This is a genomic window from Pseudomonas sp. ANT_J12 (assembly GCF_008370045.1).
Taxonomy (GTDB): Bacteria; Pseudomonadota; Gammaproteobacteria; order Pseudomonadales; family Pseudomonadaceae; genus Aquipseudomonas.
This window is the reverse complement of the sequence record NZ_VOBN01000017.1, coordinates 23,761-48,374: the sequence shown is the minus strand read 5'-3', so window position 1 is coordinate 48,374 and position 24,614 is coordinate 23,761. Positions and strand designations below refer to the sequence as shown.

Annotated in this window: 18 protein-coding genes; 14 read left to right on the top strand and 4 right to left on the bottom strand. The window is 59.0% G+C overall.

Going from position 1 to position 24,614, the window contains the following annotated elements:
- Positions 1-218 precede the first annotated feature (218 nt).
- Positions 219-2,957 carry a LuxR C-terminal-related transcriptional regulator gene (locus FQ192_RS26100; RefSeq protein ID WP_149661108.1) on the top strand — a complete coding sequence of 913 codons (2,739 nt, stop codon included), beginning with the start codon at positions 219-221 and terminating at the stop codon, positions 2,955-2,957.
- A gap of 80 nt (positions 2,958-3,037) precedes the next feature.
- Here FQ192_RS26100 and FQ192_RS26095 read toward each other — a convergent pair whose 3' ends face one another.
- Positions 3,038-10,267 (bottom strand): M10 family metallopeptidase, encoded by a 7,230-nt coding sequence (locus FQ192_RS26095; RefSeq protein ID WP_149661107.1) that lies wholly within the window; start codon positions 10,265-10,267, stop codon positions 3,038-3,040.
- Positions 10,268-10,477: 210 nt separating this feature from the next.
- Here FQ192_RS26095 and FQ192_RS26090 point away from each other — a divergent pair, with 210 nt between their 5' ends.
- Both FQ192_RS26090 and FQ192_RS26085 read left to right on the top strand, forming a co-directional pair.
- Positions 10,478-11,122 carry an MBL fold metallo-hydrolase gene (locus FQ192_RS26090; RefSeq protein ID WP_149661106.1) on the top strand — a complete coding sequence of 215 codons (645 nt, stop codon included), beginning with the start codon at positions 10,478-10,480 and terminating at the stop codon, positions 11,120-11,122.
- A 101-nt stretch (positions 11,123-11,223) separates the two neighbouring features.
- A complete protein-coding gene (locus FQ192_RS26085; RefSeq protein WP_149661105.1) occupies positions 11,224-11,949 on the top strand; it encodes an OmpA family protein in 726 nt (241 codons plus the stop codon).
- An 84-nt stretch (positions 11,950-12,033) separates the two neighbouring features.
- Here FQ192_RS26085 and FQ192_RS26080 read toward each other — a convergent pair whose 3' ends face one another.
- Positions 12,034-12,468, bottom strand: a complete 435-nt coding sequence (locus FQ192_RS26080) for a YhcB family protein (RefSeq protein WP_149661104.1) — start codon at positions 12,466-12,468, stop codon at positions 12,034-12,036.
- A 144-nt stretch (positions 12,469-12,612) separates the two neighbouring features.
- Here FQ192_RS26080 and FQ192_RS26075 point away from each other — a divergent pair, with 144 nt between their 5' ends.
- From FQ192_RS26075 to zapE, 3 genes are all read left to right on the top strand, one after another.
- Positions 12,613-13,242: an alpha/beta hydrolase gene (locus tag FQ192_RS26075; RefSeq protein ID WP_149661103.1), complete on the top strand. Its 630-nt coding sequence runs from the start codon at positions 12,613-12,615 to the stop codon at positions 13,240-13,242.
- A gap of 24 nt (positions 13,243-13,266) precedes the next feature.
- A complete protein-coding gene (locus FQ192_RS26070; RefSeq protein WP_149661102.1) occupies positions 13,267-14,622 on the top strand; it encodes a tryptophan--tRNA ligase in 1,356 nt (451 codons plus the stop codon).
- A gap of 91 nt (positions 14,623-14,713) precedes the next feature.
- Positions 14,714-15,808: a cell division protein ZapE gene (gene zapE / locus FQ192_RS26065; protein ID WP_123410144.1), complete on the top strand. Its 1,095-nt coding sequence runs from the start codon at positions 14,714-14,716 to the stop codon at positions 15,806-15,808.
- A 103-nt stretch (positions 15,809-15,911) separates the two neighbouring features.
- Here the strand turns inward: zapE and FQ192_RS26060 are convergent, their stop codons facing one another.
- The gene (locus tag FQ192_RS26060; protein ID WP_178129246.1) at positions 15,912-16,832 is read right to left on the bottom strand and encodes a GlxA family transcriptional regulator; all 921 of its coding nucleotides are present in this window, start codon (positions 16,830-16,832) and stop codon (positions 15,912-15,914) included.
- A gap of 220 nt (positions 16,833-17,052) precedes the next feature.
- Between FQ192_RS26060 and FQ192_RS26055 the strand changes: the two genes are divergently transcribed.
- Positions 17,053-18,189 carry an acyl-CoA dehydrogenase family protein gene (locus FQ192_RS26055; RefSeq protein ID WP_054613556.1) on the top strand — a complete coding sequence of 379 codons (1,137 nt, stop codon included), beginning with the start codon at positions 17,053-17,055 and terminating at the stop codon, positions 18,187-18,189.
- Between the two features lie 129 nt (positions 18,190-18,318).
- Here FQ192_RS26055 and FQ192_RS26050 read toward each other — a convergent pair whose 3' ends face one another.
- Positions 18,319-19,359 (bottom strand): NADP(H)-dependent aldo-keto reductase, encoded by a 1,041-nt coding sequence (locus FQ192_RS26050; RefSeq protein ID WP_149661101.1) that lies wholly within the window; start codon positions 19,357-19,359, stop codon positions 18,319-18,321.
- Between the two features lie 248 nt (positions 19,360-19,607).
- On the opposite strand from FQ192_RS26050, the gene rplM reads away from it, so the two are divergent.
- The 7 genes from rplM to FQ192_RS26015 all read left to right on the top strand — a co-directional run bounded on the left by rplM (position 19,608) and on the right by FQ192_RS26015 (position 24,492).
- Positions 19,608-20,036 (top strand): 50S ribosomal protein L13, encoded by a 429-nt coding sequence (gene rplM, locus FQ192_RS26045; RefSeq protein ID WP_092278175.1) that lies wholly within the window; start codon positions 19,608-19,610, stop codon positions 20,034-20,036.
- A gap of 14 nt (positions 20,037-20,050) precedes the next feature.
- Entirely contained in the window at positions 20,051-20,443 is a 393-nt protein-coding gene (rpsI, locus tag FQ192_RS26040; protein WP_003216038.1) for a 30S ribosomal protein S9, read from the top strand.
- 267 nt (positions 20,444-20,710) lie between these two features.
- On the top strand, positions 20,711-21,304 hold the full coding sequence (gene petA, locus FQ192_RS26035) for a ubiquinol-cytochrome c reductase iron-sulfur subunit (protein WP_054045584.1): 594 nt from the start codon (positions 20,711-20,713) through the stop codon (positions 21,302-21,304).
- Positions 21,304-22,515: a cytochrome bc complex cytochrome b subunit gene (locus tag FQ192_RS26030; RefSeq protein ID WP_149661100.1), complete on the top strand. Its 1,212-nt coding sequence runs from the start codon at positions 21,304-21,306 to the stop codon at positions 22,513-22,515. Before petA ends, FQ192_RS26030 begins: the two co-directional genes overlap by 1 nt.
- On the top strand, positions 22,515-23,294 hold the full coding sequence (locus tag FQ192_RS26025; protein ID WP_149661099.1) for a cytochrome c1: 780 nt from the start codon (positions 22,515-22,517) through the stop codon (positions 23,292-23,294). The genes FQ192_RS26030 and FQ192_RS26025 overlap by 1 nt, the downstream gene beginning before the upstream one ends.
- A 150-nt stretch (positions 23,295-23,444) precedes the next feature.
- Complete coding sequence (locus tag FQ192_RS26020; protein WP_047303097.1) at positions 23,445-24,062, top strand: glutathione S-transferase N-terminal domain-containing protein; 618 nt, start codon at positions 23,445-23,447, stop codon at positions 24,060-24,062.
- 16 nt (positions 24,063-24,078) lie between these two features.
- Positions 24,079-24,492 (top strand): ClpXP protease specificity-enhancing factor, encoded by a 414-nt coding sequence (locus FQ192_RS26015; RefSeq protein ID WP_054045578.1) that lies wholly within the window; start codon positions 24,079-24,081, stop codon positions 24,490-24,492.
- Positions 24,493-24,614 lie beyond the last annotated feature (122 nt).

Below are 24,614 nucleotides of genomic sequence, written 5' to 3'. Positions count from 1 at the left end.
CCCACCACGCCCCCGTAGGAGCAAAGCTTGCTCGCGATGGCGTTCGTACCAACACCGCATGATTCCCGATACAACCGCGTCAATCCATTCGCGGGCAAGCCTCACTCCTACGGTCTTTTTGTAGCCATTTGTAGCAGCTACCTTCAATACCTCTTCGTTTACCGCTAGTCTGCGGACATCTGTAACGCCGCCAACAGCATTTCAAACAAGAGCCGGCCATGACTGATCTGTCCCCACTTCCGGGTCCTGCAAGCGTTGCCGTCGCGGCACTGGACGGGCGTTTCTTCCGACCGCCGCTGCCGGATGGCCATGTGCTGCGGCCGCGCTTGTGCGAGCGCCTGAGTGCCGGGCTCGGTGGTCGATTGTTGTTGGTCAGTGCCCCGGCCGGGTTTGGCAAGAGTTCGTTGGCGGTGGAGTTCTGTCAGGGCTTGCCGGCGCACTGGCAAAGCCTGTGGCTGGGGCTGAGCCCGCGGGACAACGATCCGGGACGTTTCCTCGAGCGCCTGCTCGAAGGCCTCCAGGATTACTTTCCGCAGTTGGGCAGCAAGGCGCTCGGGCTGCTGAAAATGCGCCAGCGCCATCAACCCTTTGCGTTCGAGGAGTGGCTGGACGGTTTGCTCGATGAGCTGGCCGTGCACCTGTCGCCGATCACGCCCCTGTTGCTGGTGCTGGATGACTATCACCTGGCCCAGGGCCCGGTACTCGATCGCTGTCTGCAATTCTTCCTCAATCACCTGCCCGATGGCCTGCTGGTCATGGTCACCAGCCGCCAGCGCCCGGACTGGCACCTGGCGCGGCTGCGCCTGTCGCGGCAATTGCTCGAACTGCATGAGCAAGACCTGCGCCTGACCCACGACGAAGCCCTGACCCTGCTCGATCGCCACAGCAGTTCGTTGCGCGGCGAAGCCCTGGAAAACCTGATCCAGCGCAGTGAAGGCTGGGTGGCGGGCCTGCGTTTCTGGTTGCTGGCGGCCTCCGAAGCGGGCAGCGATGGCGCGTTACCGCAGTCGCTGCATGGCGGGGAAGGGCTGATCCGCGATTACCTGCTGGAAGAAGTCATCGACTGTTTGCCGGCCGAGGTGCAGGCCTTCCTCTATGACACAGCGCCCCAGGAGCGTTTTTGCAGCGAGCTGTGCGACGCGGTGCGCGAGGCCCATGACAGCGCTGAAATCCTGGGTTTCCTGTTGGCCCATCAAGTGTTTCTGGTGCCGCTGGATGAGCATGGTCACTGGTATCGCTATCACCACCTGTTTTCCGACTTGCTGCGCACGCGGCCCAAGACCCAGGCTTTGGTGCCGGCCGCGAGCCTGCATTTGCGCGCCTGCCGCTGGTTCAACGCCCAGGGCTTGCTCGATGAAGCGGTGGAGCAGGCCTTGCGTGCCGGGCATCTGGATGTCGCGGCGAACCTGGTGCAAAACCTGTCGGAAGAACAACTGCTGGCCGAGCAAAACGTCGGCATGCTGTTGCGCTGGAAAATGGACTTGCCCGACAGCCTGCTGATCAGCACGCCTCGGTTGATCGTGCTCTACAGTTGGGCGCTGGGGCTGGCGTGCCAACTGGATGCCGCCGAGGAACTGGCCAATCACCTGAGTCGCTTCCTGCCAGCCCCGTCGGCCACAGCCCAGAAGTCCATGCTGGCGCAATGGCTGGCCCTGAGCGGGATCATCGCCCGGGGGCGCGGCAATCGGGAACTGACGCTGCTCTATTGCACCGAAGCCCTGGAGAGCCTGCCGGCCAAGCGCTATGGCCAGCGCCTGATGTGCCTCTCGACCTTGTCCAACCTGGCCATTGCCGATGGCGACCTGTGGCGTGCCCGGGGTTTGAATCGCGAGTCCCTGGAGTTGGCGCAACGGGTCGGCAATCCATTGTTCGAGGCCTTGGCCCATTACGACCGCGCCCGGGTGTTGCAGGCGCGCGGGGAGATCCTGCGCTCGCTGGATGAGGTCCGCCAGGGTCTGCAACGGCTGCACGGTTTGTCGCCGCAACGGCTCTATGCGGTACGCGCCCGTCTGATCTTGTACGAAGGCTTTCTGCTGGCCCTGCGCTCGCAACCTCAGGCCGCCCGACTGCGTTTGCAGGCCGGTCTGGGCGAAGCCCGGGCCTGCCGCGACATCAGCGTGTTGATCGGCCACTGTGTGATCGCCCGGCTCGAGGGCAACAGCGGCGAGTTCGCCAAGGCCTTCGCCGAACTGGCCGAAGCCGAACGGCTGATGCACATCTGGGACGTCCCGCCGATCTACTACCTGGCGATGATCACTCTGGTCAAATGCGAACTCTGGCTGGCCCAGGGCCGCACCGACCTCGCCGAAGCCTGGCTCGCCCGCCTGGGCCAGACCTACAACGGCGAACGCGCCGCTGCACCCCCGGAATTCCATCCGCAACTGCCCCTGCACATCGAATTGCAGCAAGCTTTGCTGGACGTGATCAAAGGCCAGCCGATGCTGGCGGAAGGGCGATTGAATGCGCTGCTGGAGCATGGGCAACAATCGGGTCGACAGATGCTCAGCGTGATGGCGCTGACGCAGAAAATTACGTTGCTGCTGGCGGGCGGGCGCGAGCCCGAGGCACGCAAGGCATTGGCCCAGGCACTGGAAGCCGCGGCCGGTGGTGTGCTGCAACCGTTCGACGGGTTGTTGGCCGAGCATCCGGATTGGTTGCGTGGACAGCTTCAACTCGGTGCCCCGAGCGCTGCATCGCAAAACCTTATGGAAAAACTGCCCCCCGTCTCCTCCCGTCCGGCATTGGAGTTATCCCCAGGTGCGGAAAACCTCAGCACCCGTGAGTTGGCAGTGCTGCGGCTGATTGCCCTAGGTTGTTCGAACCAGGAAATCAGTGATCAGCTGTTTATCTCGCTGCATACCGTGAAGACCCACGCCAGCCATATCAACAGCAAGCTCGGGGTGGAGCGGCGAACGCAAGCGGTCGCTCGGGCGAAGGAATTGGGATTACTGGTTTAGCGGCGCAAGTGCCTTGCTAACAAAACAAAAATGCCCCGAACCAGTCGGGGCGTTTTTGGTTGTTCAGGCGGATGAATCCGTCACGCCACCAAATCGTTGGCGCTGAAGGTGTTTACACCGACCAGCTGGATTTCGAAGTCGGCACCCGCGTTGCCGCTGACATTACCGGAAAGGATATGGTCGACGAAACGTAGCTGTCCGGCACCACTGAAGTCACCGCCGCCAATGAAGGTGAAGCCATTGAAGCCGTTGAGCTGCAGATTGGCATCGAACTGCGTCAGGTCGATCTTGTCGCCTTGCAGGGTGTTGAAGTCAGTGATGACATCACGATTGCTGCCGTTACCCATGTCAGCGACAGTGCTGAACACGAACGTGTCCGCACCAGCTCCACCTGTCAGCGAATCCGTACCGGCGCCGCCGTTCAGAGTGTTGCTGTCCGCATTGCCGGTCAGGGTGTTGCTCAGGCTGTTGCCGGTGACGCTAAACGCGCCGCTGCCCAGCAACAGAACGTCCTCGACATTCTGCAGATTGCCCAGGCCAAGATCGATGACATGGTCCTGCGCCGTGGCGCTGTAGACCACGTACACGGTGTCCTTGCCTTCGTTGGCGTTTTCCTGGATCAGGGCCATTTCACCGAGCTGATCGACGTCATAGATGTCGTTGCCCTTGCCGCCGATCATGGTGTCCAGGCCGGCGCGACCGTTGAGCTCGTTGTCGCCTTCGTTGCCGATCATCACGTTGTTCTGGGCATTGCCGATGGCATAAATGTTGTCGTTGCCCGTCAGCGTGATGTTTTCCAGGTTGGCCCCGAGTGCGTAGTTGACCGAGGCGCGCACGGTGTCGATTTCGCTGGCCAGGGTACTGGTTTCGCTGATCACGTCGCCAACGTTGTCGATGATGTAGGTATCGTTGCCTGCACCGCCCGCGAGGTAGTCACCGCCAATCCCGCCATCGAGGATGTTGTTGCCAGCATTGCCGATGATGATGTTGCTCGAGGCGTTGCCGGTGCCGTTGAGGTTGGCCGAGCCCAGCAGAGTGAGGTATTCGAGGTTGGTGCCCAGGGTGAAGTCGATCGTGCTGGCGACGGCATCGATTTCCGAAGTCGAGGTGCCATTTTCGATGATCACGTCACCGACGTTGTCGACGTAGTAGTTGTCGTTGCCGGCGCCGCCGTCCAGGGTATCCGCACCGAGGCCGCCATCCAGCGTGTTGCTGTCGGCATTGCCGATCAAGGTGTTGTTCAGGCTGTTGCCGGTGACGCTAAACGCCCCGGTGCCGAGCAATTGAACGTTCTCGACATTCTGCAGATTGCTCAGGCCCAGATTGATGGCATTGTCCTGCGCCGTGGCGTTATAGACCACGTACACGGTGTCCGTGCCTTCGTTGGCGTTCTCTCGGATCAGGGCCAATTCACCTTTCTGGTCGACGTCATAGATGTCGTTGCCCTTGCCGCCGATCATGGTGTCCAGGCCGGCGCGACCGTTGAGCTCGTTGTCGCCGTCGTTGCCGATCATCACATTGTTCTGGGCGTTGCCGATGGCATAAATGTTGTCGTTGCCCGTCAGCGTGATGTTTTCCAGGTTGGCCCCGAGTGCGTAGTTGACCGAGGCGCGCACGGTGTCGATTTCGCTGGCCAGGGTGCTGGTTTCGCTGATCACGTCGCCAACGTTGTCGATGATGTAGGTATCGTTGCCTGCACCGCCCGCCAGGTAGTCGCCGCCAATACCACCATCAAGAATGTTGTTGCCGGCATTGCCGATGATCACGTTGTTCGAGGCGTTGCCGGTGCCGTTGAGGTTGGCCGAACCCAGCAGGGTCAGGTATTCGAGGTTGGCGCCCAGGGTGTAATCAACCGTGGTGGCGACGGCATCGATTTCCGAGGCCGAAGTGCCGTTTTCGATGATCACGTCATCGGCGTTGTCGACGTAGTAACTGTCGTTGCCAGCGCCGCCGTCCATCGTATCGGCGCCGATGAAGCCGTCGAGAATGTTGTTGCCATCGTTGCCGATCAGCACGTTGTTCAGGGCGTTGCCGGTGGCGTAGAGGTTATCGCTGCCGGTGAGAGTGAGGTTTTCCAGGTTGGCGCCGAGGGTATAGCTGACCGAGGCGCGCACGGTGTCGATTTCGTTGACCAGGGTGCTGGTTTCATTAACGAAATCGCCGACGTTATCGACGATATAGGTATCGTTGCCCGCTTCGCCCGCCAGGTAATCGCCGCCAGCACCGCCATCGAGGATGTTGTTGCCGGCATTGCCGATGATGATGTTGTTTGAGGCGTTGCCGGTGCCGTTGAGGTTGGCCGAGCCCAGCAGGGTCAGGTATTCAATATTGGCGCTCAGGGTGTAGTCGACAGTCGTGCTGACAGCGTCGATTTCCGATGCCGAGGTGCCACGTTCGATGATCACGTCACCGACGTTGTCGACGAAGTAGTTGTCGTTGCCGGCGCCGCCGTCCATGGTGTCGGCGCCGATGCCGCCATCCAGCGTGTTGCTGTCGCCATTGCCGATCAAGGTGTTGTTCAGGCTATTGCCGGTAACGGAAAATTCGCCGGTGCCCAGTAATCGAACGTCCTCGACATTCTGCAGATTGCTCTGCCCCAGATTGATGGCATGGTCCTGCGTCGTGGCGTAGTAGACAACGTAGAGAGTGTCCTTGCCTTCGTTGGCGTTTTCCTGGATCAGGGCCAATTCACCGGGTTGGTCGACGTCGTAGATGTCGTTGCCCTTGCCGCCGATCATGGTGTCCAGGCCGGCGCGACCGTTGAGCTCGTTGTCGCCGTCGTTGCCGATCATCACATTGTTCTGGGCGTTGCCGATTGCATAAATGTTGTCGTTGCCCGTCAGCGTGATGTTTTCCAGGTTGGCCCCGAGTGCGTAGTTGACCGAGGCGCGCACGGTGTCGATTTCGCTGGCCAGGGTGCTGGTTTCGCTGATCACGTCGCCAACGTTGTCGATGATGTAGGTATCGTTGCCTGCACCGCCCGCCAGGTAGTCGCCGCCAATACCACCATCAAGAATGTTGTTGCCGGCATTGCCGATGATGATGTTGTTCGAGGCGTTGCCGGTGCCGTTGAGGTTGGCCGAACCCAGCAGGGTCAGGTACTCGAGGTTAGCGCCCAGGGTGAAGTCGATCGTGCTGGCGACGGCATCGATTTCCGAGGTCGAGGTGCCCCGTTCGATGACCACGTCCCCGACGTTGTCGACGTAGTAGTTGTCGTTGCCGGCACCGCCGTCCAGGGTGTCGGCGCCGAGGCCGCCATCAAGGGTGTTGCTGTCGGCATTGCCGATCAAGGTGTTGTTCAGACTGTTGCCGGTGACGCTAAACGCCCCGGTGCCCAGCAATTGAACGTTCTCGACATTCTGCAGATTGCTCAGGCCCAGATTGATGGCATTGTCCTGCGCCGTGGCGTTGTAGACCACGTACACGGTGTCCGTGCCTTCGTTGGCGTTCTCTCGGATCAGGGCCAATTCACCTTTCTGGTCGACGTCATAGATGTCGTTGCCCTTGCCGCCGATCATGGTGTCCAGGCCGGCGCGACCGTTGAGCTCGTTGTCGCCGTCGTTGCCGGTCAGCACGTTGTTCTGGGTATTGCCGATGGCGTAGAGGTTGGCGGTGCCCGTCAGCGTGAGGTTATCCAGGTTGGCACCCAGGGCGTAGTTGACCGAGGCGAGTACGCTGTCGACATCGAATCCCCCTTGCATTTCGTTGATGACATCGCTGACGTTATCGACGATGTAGGTGTCATTGCCCCAGCCGCCCTCCAAGTAGTCGGCGCCAGCGCCGCCGTCCAGAATATTGTCGAAGGAGTTGCCAATAATGCGGTTGTCCTGGGCGTTGCCTGTTCCGTTGAGGTTGCCGAAGTTTCCGAGGTTCAGGTTCTCGATATTGGCGCTCAGGGTGTAGCTGACCGTGCTGTTGACAGTATCGATTTCCGAGGCCGAAATGCCTCGTTCGATGATGACGTCACCGACGTTGTCGACGACATAGGTGTCGTTCCCGCCGCCGCCTTCCATGGTGTCGGCACCCGCACCGCCGTCAATTACGTTGTTATCGGCATTACCCGTCAGGACGTTGTTCAGGCTGTTGCCTGTCAGGTCGAACGAACCGCTGCCTAGCAGCCGAATATTTTCGACGTTCTGCAGATTGCCGCGCAGGTCAATGGAGTCGATGCGAAAGTACTTGTCGTAGACGATATTGAGCGTGTCGATCCCCTCATTGGCGTTTTCCTGGACAAGCGTCAGCTCCCCTGACTGGTCGATGTTATAGATATCGTTGCCTTTGCCGCCAATCATGGTGTCCAGGCCGGAGCGACCGTTGAGCTCATTGTCGCCGTCGTTGCCGATCATCACGTTGTTCTGGGCGTTACCGATGGCATAGATGTCGTCGGTGCCCGTCAGCGTGATGTTTTCCAGGTTGGCGCCAAGCGTGTAGTTGACCGAGGCGCGCACGGTGTCGATTTCGCTGGCCAGGGTACTGGTTTCGCTGATCACGTCGCCGACGTTATCGATGATGTAGGTGTCGTTGCCCGTGCCGCCCGCCAGGTAGTCGCCGCCAATGCCGCCATCGAGGATGTTGTTGCCGGCATTACCGATGATCACATTGTTCGAGGTGTTGCCACTGCCGTTGAGGTTGGCCGAGCCGAGCAGGGTCAGGTACTCGAGGTTGGCACCCAGGGTGTAATCAACCGTGGTGGCGACGGCATCGATTTCCGAGGCCGAAGTGCCGGTTTCGATGACCACGTCCCCGACGTTGTCGACGTAATAACTGTCGTTGCCGGCGCCGCCGTCCAGGGTGTCGGCACCCGTGCCGCCGTCGAGAACGTTGTTGCCACTGTTGCCGGTCAGCACGTTGTCCAGGGCGTTGCCGGTGGCGTAGAGGTTGCCCGCACCGGTAAGAGTGAGGTTTTCCAGGTTGGCGCCGAGGGTGTAGTTGATCGAGGCGCGCACGGTGTCGATTTCGCTGGCCAGGGTGCTGGTTTCGCTGATGACATCGCCAACGTTGTCGATGATGTAGGTATCGTTGCCCGTGCCGCCCGCCAGGTAGTCGCCGCCAATGCCGCCATCAAGGATGTTGTTGCCGGCATTACCAATGATGACGTTGTTCGAGGCGTTGCCGGTGCCGCTGAGGTTGGCGGAACCCAGCAGGGTCAGGTATTCGAGGTTGGCGCCCAGGGTGTAGTCAATCGTTGAGGCGACGGCGTCGATTTCCGAGGCCGAAGTGCCCCGTTCGATGACCACATCACCGACGTTGTCGACGTAGTAGTTGTCGTTGCCGGCGCCGCCATCCAGGGTGTCGGCGCCGATGCCGCCATCGAGGGTGTTGTTGCCCGCATTGCCGGTCAGGACGTTGTTAAGCTCATTGCCGTTGAGAGCGAGACTGGCAGTGCCCAGCAGCGAGCCGTCTTCGATATTGGCACCGAGGTTGTAGCTGACGGCTGTGCGAACCTCGTCGCGACCTTCGTTCGCCAGTTCGACGACGGTGTCGTCGAGGCCGCTGATGAAATAGATATCGTTACCGGTGCCTCCGCTCAGTGTGTCGGCACCCGCACCGCCGTCCAGCACATCATTGCCAGCGCCACCCCTAAGGTTGTTGGCGAAGACATTGCCGATCAGGATGTTGTCCTGATTGTTGCCCTGCACATCGAAGGCGCCTGCACCGTTGAGGGTGACGTTTTCGAAGTTGCCCAGCGTGCTGCCGTTCAAATCAATGAGGGTGTTGCTGGCCACGTCATAGGTGAGGACGAGTGTATCGAAGCCCTGACTGGAAATTTCCTTCACCAGATCCAGTTCACCCGCCTGGTCGATGATGTAGGAGTCGTCACCTGCGCCACCGATCAGGGTGTCCAGGCCGCCCATGCCGTTGAGAATGTTGTCGGCGTTATTACCGGTCAGGACGTTGTCCTGGCTGTTACCGGTCGCGTTGATAGTGCCGGTGCCGGTCAGCTCGAGGTTTTCCAGGTTGGCGACGAGGGTCCAGCTCAGCGACGCTCTGACCGTGTCGATCTCGGTGGTCAGGCTGCTGGTTTCGCTGATGACATCGCCCAGGTTGTCGACGACGTAAGTGTCATTGCCCGCGCCGCCAATCAGGGTGTCGGCGCCCGTATCGCCGTCGAGAATGTTGTTGCCGGCATTACCGGTGATGACGTTGTTCGAGGCGTTGCCATATGCATTGATGTTGGCATTGGTGAGCAGCGTGAGATTTTCGACGTTGGCGCTGCTGACGAGGTTGTAGGTGACGGTGGAAAAAACCGAGTCGAGTTCCGTGGCGGACGTGCCGGTTTCGACGACGACGTCATCACGATTGTCGACGTAGTAGGTGTCGTTACCTGCGCCGCCGTACATGGTATCCACGCCTTCACGACCATCCAGGACGTTATTCAGGGCATTGCCTTTCAAGACGTCGTTGAATGTCGAGCCGATGGCGTTTTCGATCTTGGTGCCATAGGCAATCGCCAGGCCGCTGTTGAACGCGTGCGTGGTGCCGCTCGTGTACTGCTCGAAAGAGACGCCGATTGAACTGAACGCGCCCTCGTTCAAGTCGAGGTTAACCGAAATCAGTTGGTTACTGGCGTCGATTGTGTCGGTACCACCTGAGTCCCAGATGGTTTCGAAAATTTTGTCGTAGGACTGCCAGCTATACACATTGTCGCCGGCGTGCCATTGCGTGTTGGCGCCATACAATTTCTGTATCGCGAGGATATCCAGCAACATGGGGGTCGTAGGTTCATACGAGTAGTTGTTGTTGTAGCTCATGACCGTGTAGCGGACATCGTCCAGCGCAGGGTCAAGAATCGTCGTGTTCAACGTGCTGGCCGAGAACGGGTGCTTGAGGCCGATGGCATGCCCGATCTCATGGATATAGGTCATGAAATCGTACGAACCGTTGATCGAGAACTCACCGGCTGGATCGCCGATCCAGACATCGCCGCCGTTGGGCCCGCTCGATGGCGTATAGGCCCAGGCAGCCGCCTGATCCTTCATGTCCGCGTAGCCACCGAAACGCAAGTCACCGACGTTCGAAATGTTGTCGGTGGTCTGTGTGAAATTGATGTTGGCGACAGCACTCCAGGTGCTCAGCGCTCTGATGATCCCGCCCTTTTGGTCCAGCGACAGGTCGTACATCGCCTTGTATTCATTTTCAGGGCTGTAGTTGAAAGCGAAATACGACGTGCTGGCCGCCATGAAGCTATAGGTCAGATTCGTCGTCCCGTTGGAACCGAGCCAATAAGTCCCGGCCAGCAGGCTGTCCAGGGTTTTAACGCCGGTCAGCGAAGAATACGAACTTGGGGTAGAACCAGTTGGAGTAGGCATGCGGAATTCCTGAGCGCGCTGCGGTCCTTCCTGGATGCGACCGCTACAAAAGTATGATTTTGCACCAGAGCGGGTACATTTGATATCAATAGGCCACTATTTTTTGATGGCTGGCGTCAAATAACTGGCCTGGCGAACTGTATCGGCGAGTGGCGTAGAATCCTGAAGCACGCTGCACCGCCTTCCGTCCACTAAAGGCCATTCATTTCCATGACTGTTCCTCGTTCCATGTTGATCCGCGAAACGTTCCCCGTCGGCCCTCTCCAGTGCAACTGCACCATCATCGGCGACCCGATCACTAAAAAAGCCATCGTCGTCGATCCCGGCGGCAATCACGAGTTGATCCTGGCCCGGCTCGACGCACTGGGCCTGAAGGTGGTCAGCATCATCCACACCCACGCGCACCTCGATCACTTCCTCGCCTCCGGTCAGTTGAAAGAGAAAACCGGCGCCACCCTGCACCTGCACAAAGAAGATCAATTCCTCTGGGACAATCTAGAGATGCAATGCCAAATGTTCGGCGTGCCTTACACGCCAGTACCAGCGCCGGATCGCTGGCTGGCCGATGACGAAGAACTGGCCTGCGGTTGCGGTGTGGCGCTTCATACGCCGGGGCATACGCCAGGTTCCATGAGCTTTTGGTTTTCAGAAGCTAAGCTGCTGATTGCCGGTGACACGCTGTTCAAGCGCGGGGTAGGGCGCACGGATTTGTGGGGTGGCGATCAGGCGACCATCGTGCGTTCGATCAAGCAACGGCTGTATACCCTCGACGAGGAAGCTATCGTTGTCACCGGGCATGGTCCGGACACGCGCCTGGGCGATGAGATGCGCGAGAACCCTTTTGTGCGTGCCTGAATTGTAACCAGTGGAATTTTTACTCGCGCCAATGATCCAACGCCCGCATAGGCCGATGCCTGGGCCCGTTGCACCACAGAATGCAAAAGTAGGAGCTCTTCATGTTCACCAAGCAGCGTTTGATTATTGTCGCAACGGCTGTGGCCCTGTTGTCCGGCTGCGCTTCACCTAATCCTTATGACAACCAGGGACAGGCCGACAGCGGCTCCCAGGGCATGAGCAAAACCGCCAAGTACGGTGGCCTCGGCGCCTTGGCTGGTGCGTTGGCCGGTGCCGCCATCGGTCACGATAACCGTGGTAAAGGCGCGTTGATTGGCGCTGCGGTCGTGGGGGCTTCCGCCGCCGGTTACGGTTACTACGCCGATCAGCAGGAGAAAAAGCTGCGGGCCAGCATGGCCAATACCGGGGTTGAGGTGCAGCGCCAGGGCGATCAGATCAAGCTGATCATGCCGGGTAACATCACCTTCGCCACTGATTCGGCGAACATCGCTTCAAGCTTCTACCAGCCGTTGAACAACCTGGCGGGCTCGCTCAAGGAATTCAGCCAGAACCAGATCGAGATCGTCGGCTACACCGACAGCACGGGGGCTCGCCAGCACAACATGGACCTGTCCCAGCGTCGCGCCCAGAGCGTGGCGACTTACCTGACCTCCCAAGGTGTGAGCGGGGCCAACCTGTCGGCACGCGGTGCCGGGCCGGATAACCCGATTGCCAGCAACGGTGACGTCAATGGCCGGGCGCAGAACCGTCGGGTCGAGGTCAACCTGAAGGCAATTCCGGGCCAGCAGTATCAGCAGCAGGGGCAGCCTGTTCAGCAGTACCAGTAATAGCCTGACTGAACCCCAGGCGTAAAAAAGCCCGCCCGATCCTCAACAGATCGGGCGGGCTTTTTTGTAGTGCGCGAAACCTGATTACTTCTTCAGGCCGTAATGCTCATCGAGCATGCCCGGCGCGTTCGGGGCTTTGGGCGCGTAGTCGCGAGGCGGCTCCTGATTGCGCGGCGGCGTCAGGCGTTCCCGTGGTGCCACGGTTGCGTCAGCGTGCAGGGCGGCCAGCAGGCGTTGGCGAGTCTGCTCGTCCAGGGCCAGGCGGTTGGCACCCTCGGCGAGATGATCCTGCACGTCCTGATAGCTGGCAGTCAGTTTCTTGACCAGCGAGGCCGTGCTGTTGAAGTGAGTAACCACCTCGTTCTGATAACTGTCGAAACGTTCCTGAATGTCATCCAGCTGACGTTGCGTGCTGCTGGGAGCGGCATTCGGCACCAGGCGAGCGATCAGGAAACCAACGGCGACACCCACAACCAGGGCAAGAGTCGGCAACAACCAAACTAAGAGCGAGTGTTCCACGAGTCCTTCCTCTATAAACGGCTTTGCTTTACGTTAACGGCTCGAACCTGCGCTGTATACCGCGATTCACTCGCAATAGATTGGCACAGACAATTTGCTAGACGAGTCGACCCGATTCGAGGTCACGGAGTTCCTTCCTTGCTTATGCGCGAAACCCCTGTAGTGATTGATGGCCCGGTCGGCCAACTGGAAGCCCTTTACCTGGAGAGCGAGCAGCCCCGCGGCCTGGCGCTGATCTGTCATCCGAACCCGGTGCAGGGCGGCACCATGCTCAACAAAGTCGTCTCGACCTTGCAGCGCACTGCGCGTGACGCCGGTTTGATTACTTTACGTTTCAACTACCGTGGCGTCGGCGCCAGCGCCGGTACCCACGATATGGGCACCGGCGAAGTCGACGACGCCCAGGCAGTGGCCGAATGGCTGCGAGTCAAACACCCCGAGTTGCCGCTGACGCTGTTCGGATTCTCCTTCGGCGGTTTTGTTGCAGCAAGTCTCGGCGGACGTCTGGAAGCCAAGGGTGAGCAGCTCAAGCACCTGTTCATGGTCGCGCCGGCGGTGATGCGTCTGGGCGATCAGGATCAACTGCCGCAGCAAGGCGAGCTGACCCTGATCCAGCCGGAAACCGATGAAGTCATCGATCCGCAGCTTGTTTACGAATGGTCCGACAAACTCGATCGCCCCCATGAGCTGCTGAAAGTGGCAGAATGCGGACACTTTTTTCATGGCAAGCTGACCGATCTCAAGGATCTGATCCTGCCGCGTCTTTCGAATTGATTGCAGTCTGACAAGCGATTACCCATGACGACTCGTACCCGTATCCTCACTGGCATCACCACCACCGGCACGCCGCACCTGGGCAATTACGCCGGCGCCATCCGCCCGGCGATCCTGGCCAGCCGTGACAGCAATGCCGATTCGTTCTATTTCCTGGCCGACTATCACGCCCTGATCAAATGCGATGACCCGCTGCGCATTCAGCGCTCGCGTCTGGAAATCGCTGCGACCTGGCTGGCCGGTGGCCTGGATGTGGACCGCGTGACCTTCTATCGCCAGTCCGACATCCCGGAAATCCCCGAGCTCACCTGGCTGCTGACCTGCGTCGCCGCCAAGGGCCTGCTCAATCGCGCCCATGCCTACAAGGCCTCGGTGGACAAGAACGTCGAGACCGGCGAAGACCCGGACGCCGGCATCACCATGGGCTTGTACAGCTACCCGGTGCTGATGGCTGCCGACATTCTGATGTTCAACGCCCACAAGGTGCCGGTCGGTCGTGACCAGATCCAGCACGTGGAAATGGCCCGTGACATCGGCCAGCGCTTCAACCATTTGTTCGGTCAGGGCAAAGAGTTCTTCACCATGCCTGAGGCGCTGATCGAAGAAAGCGTCGCCACGCTGCCAGGCCTCGACGGTCGCAAGATGTCGAAGAGCTACGACAACACCATTCCGTTGTTCAGCAGCGCCAAGGAAATGAAGGACGCGATTTCGCGGATCGTCACCGACTCCCGCGCGCCGGGCGAAGCGAAAGATCCAGACAACTCGCACCTGTTCACCTTGTTCCAGGCCTTCGCCACCCCGGCGCAGTCCGACGAGTTCCGCAGCGAGTTGTTGCAGGGCCTGGGCTGGGGCGAGGCGAAGAATCGTCTGTTCCAACTGCTGGACAGCGAACTGGGCGAGTCCCGCGAGCGCTATCACCAGTTGATCGAACGTCCGGCAGACCTCGAAGACATGCTGCAGATCGGCGCCAAGAAGGCCCGTTCGGTGGCGACGCCGTTCCTCCACGAACTGCGCGAAGCGGTCGGCCTGCGTTCTTTTGTCGCTCAGACTCAAGTTGCAGCGACCACCAAGAAAAAAGCCGCGAAAGCCGCGCGTTTCGTCAGTTTTCGTGAAGACGACGGCAGCTTCCGCTTCCGTCTGCTCGCGGCCGATGGCGAGCAATTGCTGATGTCACGCAACTTCGCCGACGGTAAAACCGCTGGTCAGGTGACCAAGCAGCTGCAAGCCGGCCAACCGCTGGACGTGCGCAGCGAAGACCTGAGCTTCAGCGTCTGGCTGGAAGGCGAGTGCGTCGGCGACAGCCCGACCTTCGCCGACAGCGCCGCTCGCGACGTTGCCATCGACGCCCTGCGCGTGGCGTTGACGCCGGTTCAGGAATAAATCAGCGGCTCGGCCCGACCAAGGGCTGATTGCCATTCTGACGGGCCGTCGCTACAGTGGCGGCCCGTTTTTGTTGCCTTGCTAACGAATTATGACGCCCCTAGAACGATATCAAGCTGATCTGAAACGCCCGGAATTCTTCCATGACGCCGCCCAGGAAACTGCGGTGCGTCATTTGCAGCGCCTGTACGACGACCTGGTCGCGGCCTCGCAGAGCAAGCCGGGCCTGTTCGGCAAACTGTTTGGCAAGAAAGACCAGGCACCGGTCAAGGGCCTGTACTTCTGGGGCGGCGTGGGTCGTGGCAAGACCTACCTGGTCGACACCTTCTTCGAAGCCCTGCCGTTCAAGGAAAAGGTCCGCACTCACTTCCACCGCTTCATGAAGCGCGTGCACGAAGAGATGAAGACCCTCGGTGGCGAGAAAAACCCGCTGACCATCATCGCCAAGCGTTTCTCCGACGAAGCCCGGGTGATCTGTTTCGATGAATTCTTCGTCTCGGACATCACCGACGCGATGATCCTCGGCACGCTGATGGAAGAGCTGTTCAAGAACGGCGTGACTCTGGTCGCGACGTCGAACATCGTGCCGGACGGCCTGTACAAGGACGGCCTGCAACGTGCGCGCTTCCTGCCGGCGATTGCACTGATCAAGCAGAACACCGACATCGTCAACGTCGACAGCGGCGTCGATTACCGTCTGCGCCACCTCGAACAAGCGGAATTGTTCCACTTCCCGCTGGACGAAGCGTCCCAGGAAAGCTTGCGCAAGAGCTTTCGAGCCTTGACGCCGGAATGCACCGCGGCCACCGAAAACGATGTGCTGATGATCGAAAACCGCGAAATCCGTGCCTTGCGCACCTGCGATGACGTGGCCTGGTTCGACTTCCGCGAACTGTGCGACGGCCCGCGCAGCCAGAACGATTACATCGAACTGGGCAAGATCTTCCACGCCGTACTGCTCAGCGGTGTCGAGCAGATGAGCGTCACCACCGACGACATCGCTCGACGCTTTATCAACATGGTCGACGAGTTCTACGACCGTAACGTGAAGCTGATCATTTCTGCAGAAGTCGAACTTAAAGACCTGTACACCGGCGGTCGCTTGAACTTTGAGTTCCAGCGCACGCTGAGTCGTCTGTTGGAGATGCAGTCCCACGAATTTCTGTCCCGGGCGCATAAGCCGTAGGACGTTTCGGATAATAAAAAAGGGCCTGCATTGCAGGCCCTTTTTTATGCGGGCCGATGCTGATCGTTCCCACGCAGAGCGTGGGAACGATCGGTCGGGACGCTTATGCGGCTTGCTGAAACTGCTGCCGATACTGGTTCGGCGACAATTCGGTGTGCTGGCGGAACAGCCGCGCAAAGAAGCTCGCATCGTCGTAGCCGACCTCATAACTGATGGTCTTGATGCTCTTGCGGCTGCCGGACAGCAGGCCCTTGGCGGTTTCGATGCGCAGGCGTTGCAGGTAATGCAGCGGCTTGTCGCCGGTGGCGGTCTGGAAGCGGCGCATGAAGTTGCGGATGCTCATGCCGTGTTCGCGGGCAACGTCTTCGAAGCGGAATTTGTCGGCGAAGTGTTCTTCGAGCCAGTGCTGGATCTGCAGGATGATCACGTCCTGATGCAACTTCTGCCCGCCGAAACCGATGCGCCCCGGCGCATAACTGCGCTGCACTTCGTAGAGAATGTCCCGGGCCACGGCCTGGGCCACGTTGGCGCCGCAGAAGCGTTCGATCAGGTAGATATAGAGGTCGCACGCCGAGGTCGTACCGCCGGCGCAATACAGGTTGTCCGCGTCGGTCAGGTGCTTGTCCTGATTGAGTTGAACCTGCGGATAGCGCTCGGCAAACGCGTTGAAAAAACGCCAGTAGGTGGTCGCTTCCTTGCCATTGAGCAGCCCGGCTTCCGCCAGCCAGAACACCCCGGTGGCTTCGCCGCACAGCACGGCGCCACGGGCGTGTTGTTCGCGCAGCCACGGCAGCACCTGAGGATAACGTTTGCACAGTGTTTCGAAATCGTCCCAGAAGGCCGGGAGGATGATGATGTCAGCGTTTTCCAGGCCGCCGTCCACCGGCATGATCACATCGCTGAAGCTGTTCACCGGTTTGCCGTCGGGGCTGACCAGGCGCGTTTCGAACGCCGGTGTCAGGCCGTGGCCCAGTTGTTTGCCGTAGCGCAGGCTGGCTAGGTGGAAGAAATCCTTGGCTTGCATAAGGGTGGAAGCGAAAACCCGGTCGATAGCCAGGATGCTGACGCGCCGCAGGGGCGTGGAGACTTGGTTAGACATAATTCAACTTTATTCTTATAGGGGAAAGTGGTCACCAGACGGCTGGATCGTCTTATTTTTTGTCTGATGTGTCCAGTGTCCTGTATCGCAAGCGCGGCTTAGGCTCTGAAGGTCAACTTCTTCCAACAATAACGACAGGTGCCCCATGATCCCCAGAACCTTGTTCAGTTCCGAGCACGAACTTTTTCGCGACAGCGTGCGAACGTTCCTCGAAAAAGAGGCCGTGCCGTTCCATGGGCAATGGGAAAAACAGGGCTACATCGACCGCCAGCTGTGGAACAAGGCGGGGGAGGCGGGGATGCTCTGTTCGCACCTGCCGGAAGAATATGGCGGGTTGGGTGCGGACTTTCTCTACAGCGCGGTGGTGATCGAAGAGGTCGGCCGCCTCGGCCTCACAGGGATCGGTTTCTCCCTGCATTCAGACATCGTCGCGCCGTACATCCTGCATTACGGCAGCGAAGCACTGAAGCACAAATACCTGCCAAAACTGGTGTCGGGCGAAATGGTCACGGCCATCGCCATGACCGAGCCGGGTGCCGGCTCCGACCTGCAAGGGGTGAAAACCACCGCCGTGCTGGACGGTGACGAATACGTGATCAACGGCTCGAAAACCTTCATCACCAACGGCTTTCTGGCGGACCTGGTGATTGTCGTCGCCAAGACCGATCCGAAAGCGGGCGCGAAGGGCACCAGTCTGTTTCTGGTGGAAGCCAATACGCCGGGCTTCGCCAAGGGCAAGCGCCTGGAAAAAGTCGGAATGAAGGCTCAGGACACGTCGGAATTGTTCTTCCAGGATGTACGCGTGCCGAAGGAAAACCTCTTGGGGCAGGCCGGGATGGGCTTCGCTTACTTGATGCAGGAATTGCCGCAAGAGCGTCTCACCGTGGCTGTCGGCGGACTCGCTTCGGCCGAGGCAGCGCTGCAATGGACACTGGACTACACCCGCGAACGCAAGGCGTTCGGCAAGGCGATTGCCGATTTTCAGAACACTCGCTTCAAACTGGCGGAGATGGCCACCGAGATTCAGATTGGCCGGGTGTTCGTCGATAAATGCCTGGAACTGCACCTGCAAGGCAAGCTGGACGTGCCGACGGCAGCGATGGCGAAATACTGGGGCACCGACCTGCAATGCAAGGTGCTCGACGAGTGCGTGCAGTTGCATGGCGGCTACGGGTTCATGTGGGAATACCCGGTGGCCCGGGCGTGGGCGGATGCGCGGGTGCAGCGGATCTATGCCGGCACCAACGAGATCATGAAGGAGATTATTGCGCGGTCGCTGTAATGCCGCGTGATCGTTCCCACGCTCTGCGTGGGAATGCCGCCGGGGACGCTCCGCGTTCAGCTGTTGAATGTGACGCAGAGCGTCACGAGATGCATTCCCACGCAGGAGCGTGGGAACGATCACTGTTGGTTACGGCGCAGGATTCGGGTGATCCTTGTGAATCGCCTCGATCCCCGCCAGCACTTCGTCGGAAAGCTTCAGCTCGAAACTGGCGATGTTGCTGTCCAACTGCTCAAGCGACGTCGCCCCGATGATGTTGCTGGTCACGAACGGCTGCTGGTTTACGAAAGCCAATGCCATTTGCGCCGGGTCCAGGCCGTGTTCACGGGCCAGGGCCACGTAACGGCTGCATGCTGCTTCCGACTGCGGGTTGAAATAGCGGCTGAAGCGGCTGTAGAGGCTCAGGCGGCCTTTTGGCGGGCGGGCGCCACCTTCGTACTTGCCTGACAGGAACCCGAACGCCAGCGGCGAATAGGCCAGCAGGCCGCACTGTTCGCGAATGGCGATTTCCGCCAGGCCGACTTCGAAGCTGCGGTTCAGCAGGTTGTACGGGTTCTGGATCGACACGGCGCGCGGCCAGCCACGGGCTTCGGCCAAGGCCAGGAAGCGCATGGTGCCCCACGGGGTTTCATTGGACAGGCCGATGTGGCGGATCCTGCCGGCCTTGACCTGTTCGTCGAGTGCTTCGAGGGTGTCTTCCAGCGGCGTCAGGTTGGCTTCGATCTTGTGCTTGTAGCCCAACTGACCGAAGAAATTGGTGCTGCGCTCCGGCCAGTGCAGTTGGTAGAGATCGATGTAGTCGGTCTGCAGGCGCTTGAGGCTGGCGTCCACGGCTTCGGTGATGTGCTGGCGGTTGTGGCGCAGGTTTTTGTCGCGGATGTAGTCGATGGTGTTGCCCGGGCCGGCGATCTTGCTGGCCAGGATCCAGTCGGCACGATCGCCGCGACTCTTGAAGTAATTGCCGATGTAGCGCTCGGTGGTGGCGTAGGTGTCGGCCTTGGGGGGCGCCGGGTACATTTCGGCGGTGTCGATGAAATTGATCCCGGCGCCTTTGGCTCGTTCGATCTGGGCGAAGGCTTCAGCCTCGCTGTTTTGCTCGCCCCAGGTCATGGTTCCGAGGCAGATTGCACTCACGTTCAGATCGGTTCGGCCTAGCTGTCGATAATCCATCGGGTGCTCCTTGGGCAAAACAATCATAAAAGCAGGTTGAATATTTTTTCGCAATCTGCATAATTGCCCACCTCTTTATGCAGTGGAAGTGATGCGCCGCCTGCGGAAGAGATCTTGCCGTTGAACGGACGCGCCGACCCGAGCCCCCGATAGCGTCTGTATCCGGCTGCCTTTGACTTGTCAAAGCACGCACTATTCAGTAAGATCCGCCGTCTAATTTACAGGGCGGCCCCTGAGGCTATTAAAGAATGACAACTTTTACTGCAAAACCAGAAACAGTTGTGCGCGACTGGTTTGTCGTCGACGCCGCTGGTCAGACCCTGGGTCGTCTGGCTACCGAAATCGCGAGCCGTCTGCGTGGCAAGCATAAAGCTGAGTACACTCCTCACGTTGACACCGGCGATTACATCGTCGTTATCAATGCCGAGCAGGTTCGTGTAACCGGTGCTAAAACCACCGACAAAATCTACTACTCCCACTCCGGTTTCCCGGGTGGCATCAAGTCGATCAGTTTCGAAAAACTGATCGCCAAGAAGCCTGAATCCCCGATCGAGATCGCGGTTAAAGGTATGCTGCCGAAGGGCCCACTGGGTCGCGACATGTATCGCAAGCTGAAAGTCTATGCGGGCGCTGCTCACCCTCATGCTGCTCAGCAGCCCCAAGAACTGAAGTTTTAACGGAATAGTTCATTATGTCGGCGACTCAAAATTACGGCACTGGCCGTCGCAAGACCGCAACCGCACGCGTTTTCCTGCGTCCGGGTACTGGTAACATCTCCATCAACAACCGCACCCTGGAAAATTTCTTCGGCCGCGAAACTGCCCGCATGGTAGTTCGTCAGCCGCTGGAACTGACTGAGACTGTCGAGAAATTCGACATCTACGTCACCGTGATCGGTGGTGGTGTAAGTGGTCAAGCTGGCGCAATCCGCCACGGTATCACTCGCGCACTGATGCAGTACGACGAAACCCTGCGTGGCGCTCTGCGCAAAGCTGGCTTCGTTACTCGCGATGCTCGCGAAGTTGAACGTAAGAAAGTTGGTCTGCGTAAAGCGCGTAAGCGTCCGCAGTACTCGAAGCGTTAATTCGCTTCCACGTTCAAAAAGAACGCCCATCTCCTCACGGAGCTGGGCGTTTTTTTGTGCGTGCGATTTCTCAAAGAATTGCGCTGTGACAACTTGCCACAGCCGTAGAGCCCCTATACTGCAAGGCTTGGCAGTGGAGCCCTTGGGTAATTACCTTGTCAGAATTGGGGCTTTTCATTACCATTCGGCAAAATTTTTATAAGTACATAGATTTAACTTAGTAGATGCCTGATTTAACAGGCCACAAAGCTGATGGGAGAGGACTAAATGAGCAATGACGGCGTGAATGCAGGCCGGCGTCGCTTCTTGGTAGCAGCCACATCCGTGGTGGGTGCTGCAGGAGCGGTGGGGGCTGCGGTCCCGTTCGTGGGGTCATGGTTTCCCAGTGCCAAGGCGAAAGCCGCAGGTGCACCGGTGAAAGTGAATGTCAGCAAAATCGAGCCAGGCCAGCAGATGATTGCTGAGTGGCGCGGCCAGCCAGTATTCATTGTCCGCCGAACCGCGGAAATCCTGGGGAATCTGAAAAAGATCGAGGGCCAGCTGTCTGACCCGACCTCCAAGAACTCGACACAACCGACCTACGTCGATCCAGAAACGCGTTCGATCAAGCCAGAGGTCCTGCTGCTGATCGGTATCTGCACACACCTGGGTTGCTCGCCGACCTTCCGTCCTGAAGTGGCACCTGCTGATCTGGGCAAGGACTGGGTAGGTGGTTATTTCTGCCCTTGCCACGGTTCCCACTACGATCTGGCTGGCCGCGTCTACAAGTCGCAACCTGCGCCTTTGAACCTGCCAGTTCCCCCGCATTCCTATGAGACCGATGAGATCATTGTCATCGGCGTCGATACGGAGAAAGCGTGATGAGCAAGTTCATGGATTGGGTTGATGCGCGCTTTCCCGCGACCAAAATGTGGGAAGACCATCTCAGCAAGTACTACGCCCCGAAGAACTTCAACTTCTTCTATTTCTTTGGTTCCCTCGCGCTGCTCGTTCTGGTCAACCAGATCGTCACCGGTGTCTGGCTGACCATGAGCTACACCCCGTCGGCGGAAGAAGCGTTTGCGTCCGTCGAATACATCATGCGCGACGTCGAGTACGGCTCGATCCTGCGTCTGCTGCACTCCACCGGCGCTTCGGCGTTCTTCATCGTGGTCTATCTGCACATGTTCCGTGGCTTGCTCTACGGTTCGTACCAGAAGCCTCGTGAGCTGGTGTGGGTCTTCGGCATGCTGATCTACCTGGCGCTGATGGCGGAAGCCTTCATGGGTTACCTGCTGCCGTGGGGTCAGATGTCCTACTGGGGTGCCCAGGTGATCATCTCGCTGTTCGGTGCGATCCCGGTCATCGGCAACGACCTGACCCAGTGGATCCGTGGTGACTACCTGATTTCCGGTATCACCCTGAACCGCTTCTTCGCCTTGCACGTTGTGGCGCTGCCGATCGTGATTCTCGGCCTGGTGGTGTTGCACGTCCTGGCGCTGCACGAAGTCGGGTCGAACAACCCGGACGGCGTGGACATCAAGAAATTCAAAGACGAAAACGGCGTACCGCTGGATGGCATTGCCTTCCATCCGTACTACACCGTGAAAGATATCGTCGGCGTGGTGGTGTTCCTGTTCATCTTCTGCTCGATCGTGTTCTTCTTCCCTGAAATGGGCGGTTACTTCCTCGAGAAGCCGAACTTTGAAGTGGCGAACGCCTTCAAGACCCCAGAGCACATCGCTCCGGTCTGGTACTTCACGCCGTTCTACGCCATCTTGCGGGCCATTCCGGACAAGCTCATGGGTGTTATCGCCATGGGTGCTTCGATTGCCATGCTGTTCGTGCTGCCTTGGCTCGACCGCAGTCCGGTCAAGTCCATGCGCTACAAGGGCTGGCTGAGCAAGATCTGGCTTTGGGTGTTCTGCATCTGTTTCGTGATTCTCGGCGTGCTGGGCGTATTGGCCCCAACCCCTGAGCGGACACTGGTGTCGCAGATTTGCACCTTCCTGTACTTCGCCTACTTCATTCTGATGCCGTTCTACACCAGGCTCGAGAAGACCAAACCGGTTCCGGAAAGGGTGACTGGCTGATGAAAAAGCTATTTGCTGTATTGATTCTTGCGGCCTTGCCGGTGTTTTCCTTCGCGGCCGAACACGGTCCTGAACTGGAAAAGGTCGATATCGACGTCTCCGATAAAGCGGCCATGCAGGACGGCGCACGTACGTTTGCCAACTATTGCATGGGTTGCCACAGTGCCAAGTTCCAGCGCTATGAGCGCGTTGCCGACGACCTGGGGATTCCTCACGATCTGATGCTGAAAAACCTGGTGTTCACCGGCGCCAAGATCGGCGACCACATGAGCATCGGCATGCAGCCGGCAGACGCCAAGACCTGGTTCGGTGCTGCACCGCCGGACCTGACCCTGGTGGCTCGCGTTCGTGGCACTGACTGGCTCTACGGTTACCTGCGTTCGTTCTATGAAGACCCTGCGCGTCCCTGGGGCGTGAACAACAAGGTGTTCCCGAACGTCGGCATGCCTAACGTCCTGGTCGGCCTGCAAGGTCGTCAGGTGGTCGGCTGCAAACAGGTTCAAATCGTCGAGGACGGCAAGAAGCAGTATGATCCGCTGACCGGTACGCCGCTGACTCATGAAGCGTGCGATCAGTTGACCATCGTGCCGAAGAGCGGTGCGCTGAATGAAGAGCAGTTCGATGAGAAGGTCAAGAATCTGGTAACCTTCCTCGCTTACTCGGCTAACCCGGTAAAGCTGCAACATCAGCGCATCGGTACCTATGTATTGCTCTACTTGGCGTTCTTCTTCGTATTCGCTTACTTGCTCAAGCGTGAATACTGGAAAGACGTCCATTGATAAAGCTGTAAGCAATTGCTGTTGATCGCGCGCGCCCAGGGGCGTCTCTGAAGGTGTAACGAGTCTGGCGAGCCAGGCGTTACGGGAGGCGTCCTCTGGGCGCGCGCGTTTTTCCGCTTCCGATAATTTCAACAAGCGAGGAGGACCGCCATGGGCGTGACCAATCGGTTGGCCTGTTACTCCGACCCCGCCGACCACTATTCCCACCGAGTACGCATCGTACTTGCAGAGAAGGGTGTCAGCGCCGAGATCATTTATGTGGAAGCTGGTCGCCAGCCGCCTAAACTGATCGAAGTGAACCCTTACGGCAGCTTGCCCACCCTGGTCGATCGTGACCTGGCGTTGTGGGAGTCGACCGTGGTGATGGAATATCTGGATGAGCGTTACCCGCACCCGCCTTTACTGCCGGTTTATCCTGTGGCGCGTGCAAACAGCCGTCTGCTGATTCATCGTATTCAGCGTGACTGGTGTGGGCTGGTGGATCTGATCCTGGATCCCAAGTCCAAGGAAGCCGCCCGCGTCGTCGCTCGTAAAGAGCTGCGCGAAAGCCTGACTGGCGTGTCGCCGTTGTTCGCCGACAAGCCGTTTTTCCTCAGCGAGGAACAAAGTCTGGTGGATTGCTGCCTATTGCCAATACTCTGGCGATTGCCGATTTTGGGTATTGAACTGCCGCGGCCTGCCAAGCCGCTGCTTGATTACATGGAGCGCTCTTTCGCGCGTGAGGCTTTCCAGGCGAGTCTGTCTGGTGTCGAACGCGATATGCGCTAAGGCTTAAGGAGCCGCTATGAACTCCAGTCGACCTTATCTGGTCCGCGCGCTCTACGAGTGGATTGTTGATAACGATTGCACCCCGCACATGCTGGTCAATTCCGAATATCCGTCGGTGCAGGTGCCTCAAGGTTTCGCCAGTGACGGTCAGATAGTCCTGAACGTATCGCCGGCAGCCGTGCGTCATTTGCACATGGACAACGAAGCGGTCAGCTTCGAGGGGCGCTTCGGTGGCGTGCCACACACCCTGTTCGTGCCTATCGCTTCGATCCTGGGCATTTACGCCCGGGAAAACGGCCAAGGCATGGTGTTCGATCTGGAATCGCCTATGGAAGACGATGAAGAGATCGAGCCGGATGATGATGTCCCGCCACCCGACAACGAGCCGCCGCGTCCCAGCGGTCGACCGAGTTTGAAGGTGGTGAAGTAATAAAAAAGGCGATCCGAAAGGATCGCCTTTTTTATTACGTGTAGGAGCAGAGCTTGCTCGCGATGGCGATCTCAAGTACGCCATCGCGAGCAAGCTTTGCTCCTACGGGCGATGGCGGTCTC

Excerpts from the sequence above, each read along its gene's own strand:
- FQ192_RS26100 (WP_149661108.1), top strand. The coding sequence starts at position 219 with ATGACTGATCTGTCCCCACTTCCGGGTCCTGCAAGCGTTGCCGTCGCG.
- FQ192_RS26095 (WP_149661107.1), bottom strand. The coding sequence starts at position 10,267 with ATGCCTACTCCAACTGGTTCTACCCCAAGTTCGTATTCTTCGCTGACC.
- FQ192_RS26090 (WP_149661106.1), top strand. The coding sequence starts at position 10,478 with ATGACTGTTCCTCGTTCCATGTTGATCCGCGAAACGTTCCCCGTCGGC.
- FQ192_RS26085 (WP_149661105.1), top strand. The coding sequence starts at position 11,224 with ATGTTCACCAAGCAGCGTTTGATTATTGTCGCAACGGCTGTGGCCCTG.
- FQ192_RS26075 (WP_149661103.1), top strand. The coding sequence starts at position 12,613 with ATGCGCGAAACCCCTGTAGTGATTGATGGCCCGGTCGGCCAACTGGAA.
- FQ192_RS26070 (WP_149661102.1), top strand. The coding sequence starts at position 13,267 with ATGACGACTCGTACCCGTATCCTCACTGGCATCACCACCACCGGCACG.
- zapE (WP_123410144.1), top strand. The coding sequence starts at position 14,714 with ATGACGCCCCTAGAACGATATCAAGCTGATCTGAAACGCCCGGAATTC.
- FQ192_RS26060 (WP_178129246.1), bottom strand. The coding sequence starts at position 16,832 with ATGCAAGCCAAGGATTTCTTCCACCTAGCCAGCCTGCGCTACGGCAAA.
- FQ192_RS26055 (WP_054613556.1), top strand. The coding sequence starts at position 17,053 with ATGATCCCCAGAACCTTGTTCAGTTCCGAGCACGAACTTTTTCGCGAC.
- FQ192_RS26050 (WP_149661101.1), bottom strand. The coding sequence starts at position 19,359 with ATGGATTATCGACAGCTAGGCCGAACCGATCTGAACGTGAGTGCAATC.
- rplM (WP_092278175.1), top strand. The coding sequence starts at position 19,608 with ATGACAACTTTTACTGCAAAACCAGAAACAGTTGTGCGCGACTGGTTT.
- rpsI (WP_003216038.1), top strand. The coding sequence starts at position 20,051 with ATGTCGGCGACTCAAAATTACGGCACTGGCCGTCGCAAGACCGCAACC.
- petA (WP_054045584.1), top strand. The coding sequence starts at position 20,711 with ATGAGCAATGACGGCGTGAATGCAGGCCGGCGTCGCTTCTTGGTAGCA.
- FQ192_RS26030 (WP_149661100.1), top strand. The coding sequence starts at position 21,304 with ATGAGCAAGTTCATGGATTGGGTTGATGCGCGCTTTCCCGCGACCAAA.
- FQ192_RS26025 (WP_149661099.1), top strand. The coding sequence starts at position 22,515 with ATGAAAAAGCTATTTGCTGTATTGATTCTTGCGGCCTTGCCGGTGTTT.
- FQ192_RS26020 (WP_047303097.1), top strand. The coding sequence starts at position 23,445 with ATGGGCGTGACCAATCGGTTGGCCTGTTACTCCGACCCCGCCGACCAC.
- FQ192_RS26015 (WP_054045578.1), top strand. The coding sequence starts at position 24,079 with ATGAACTCCAGTCGACCTTATCTGGTCCGCGCGCTCTACGAGTGGATT.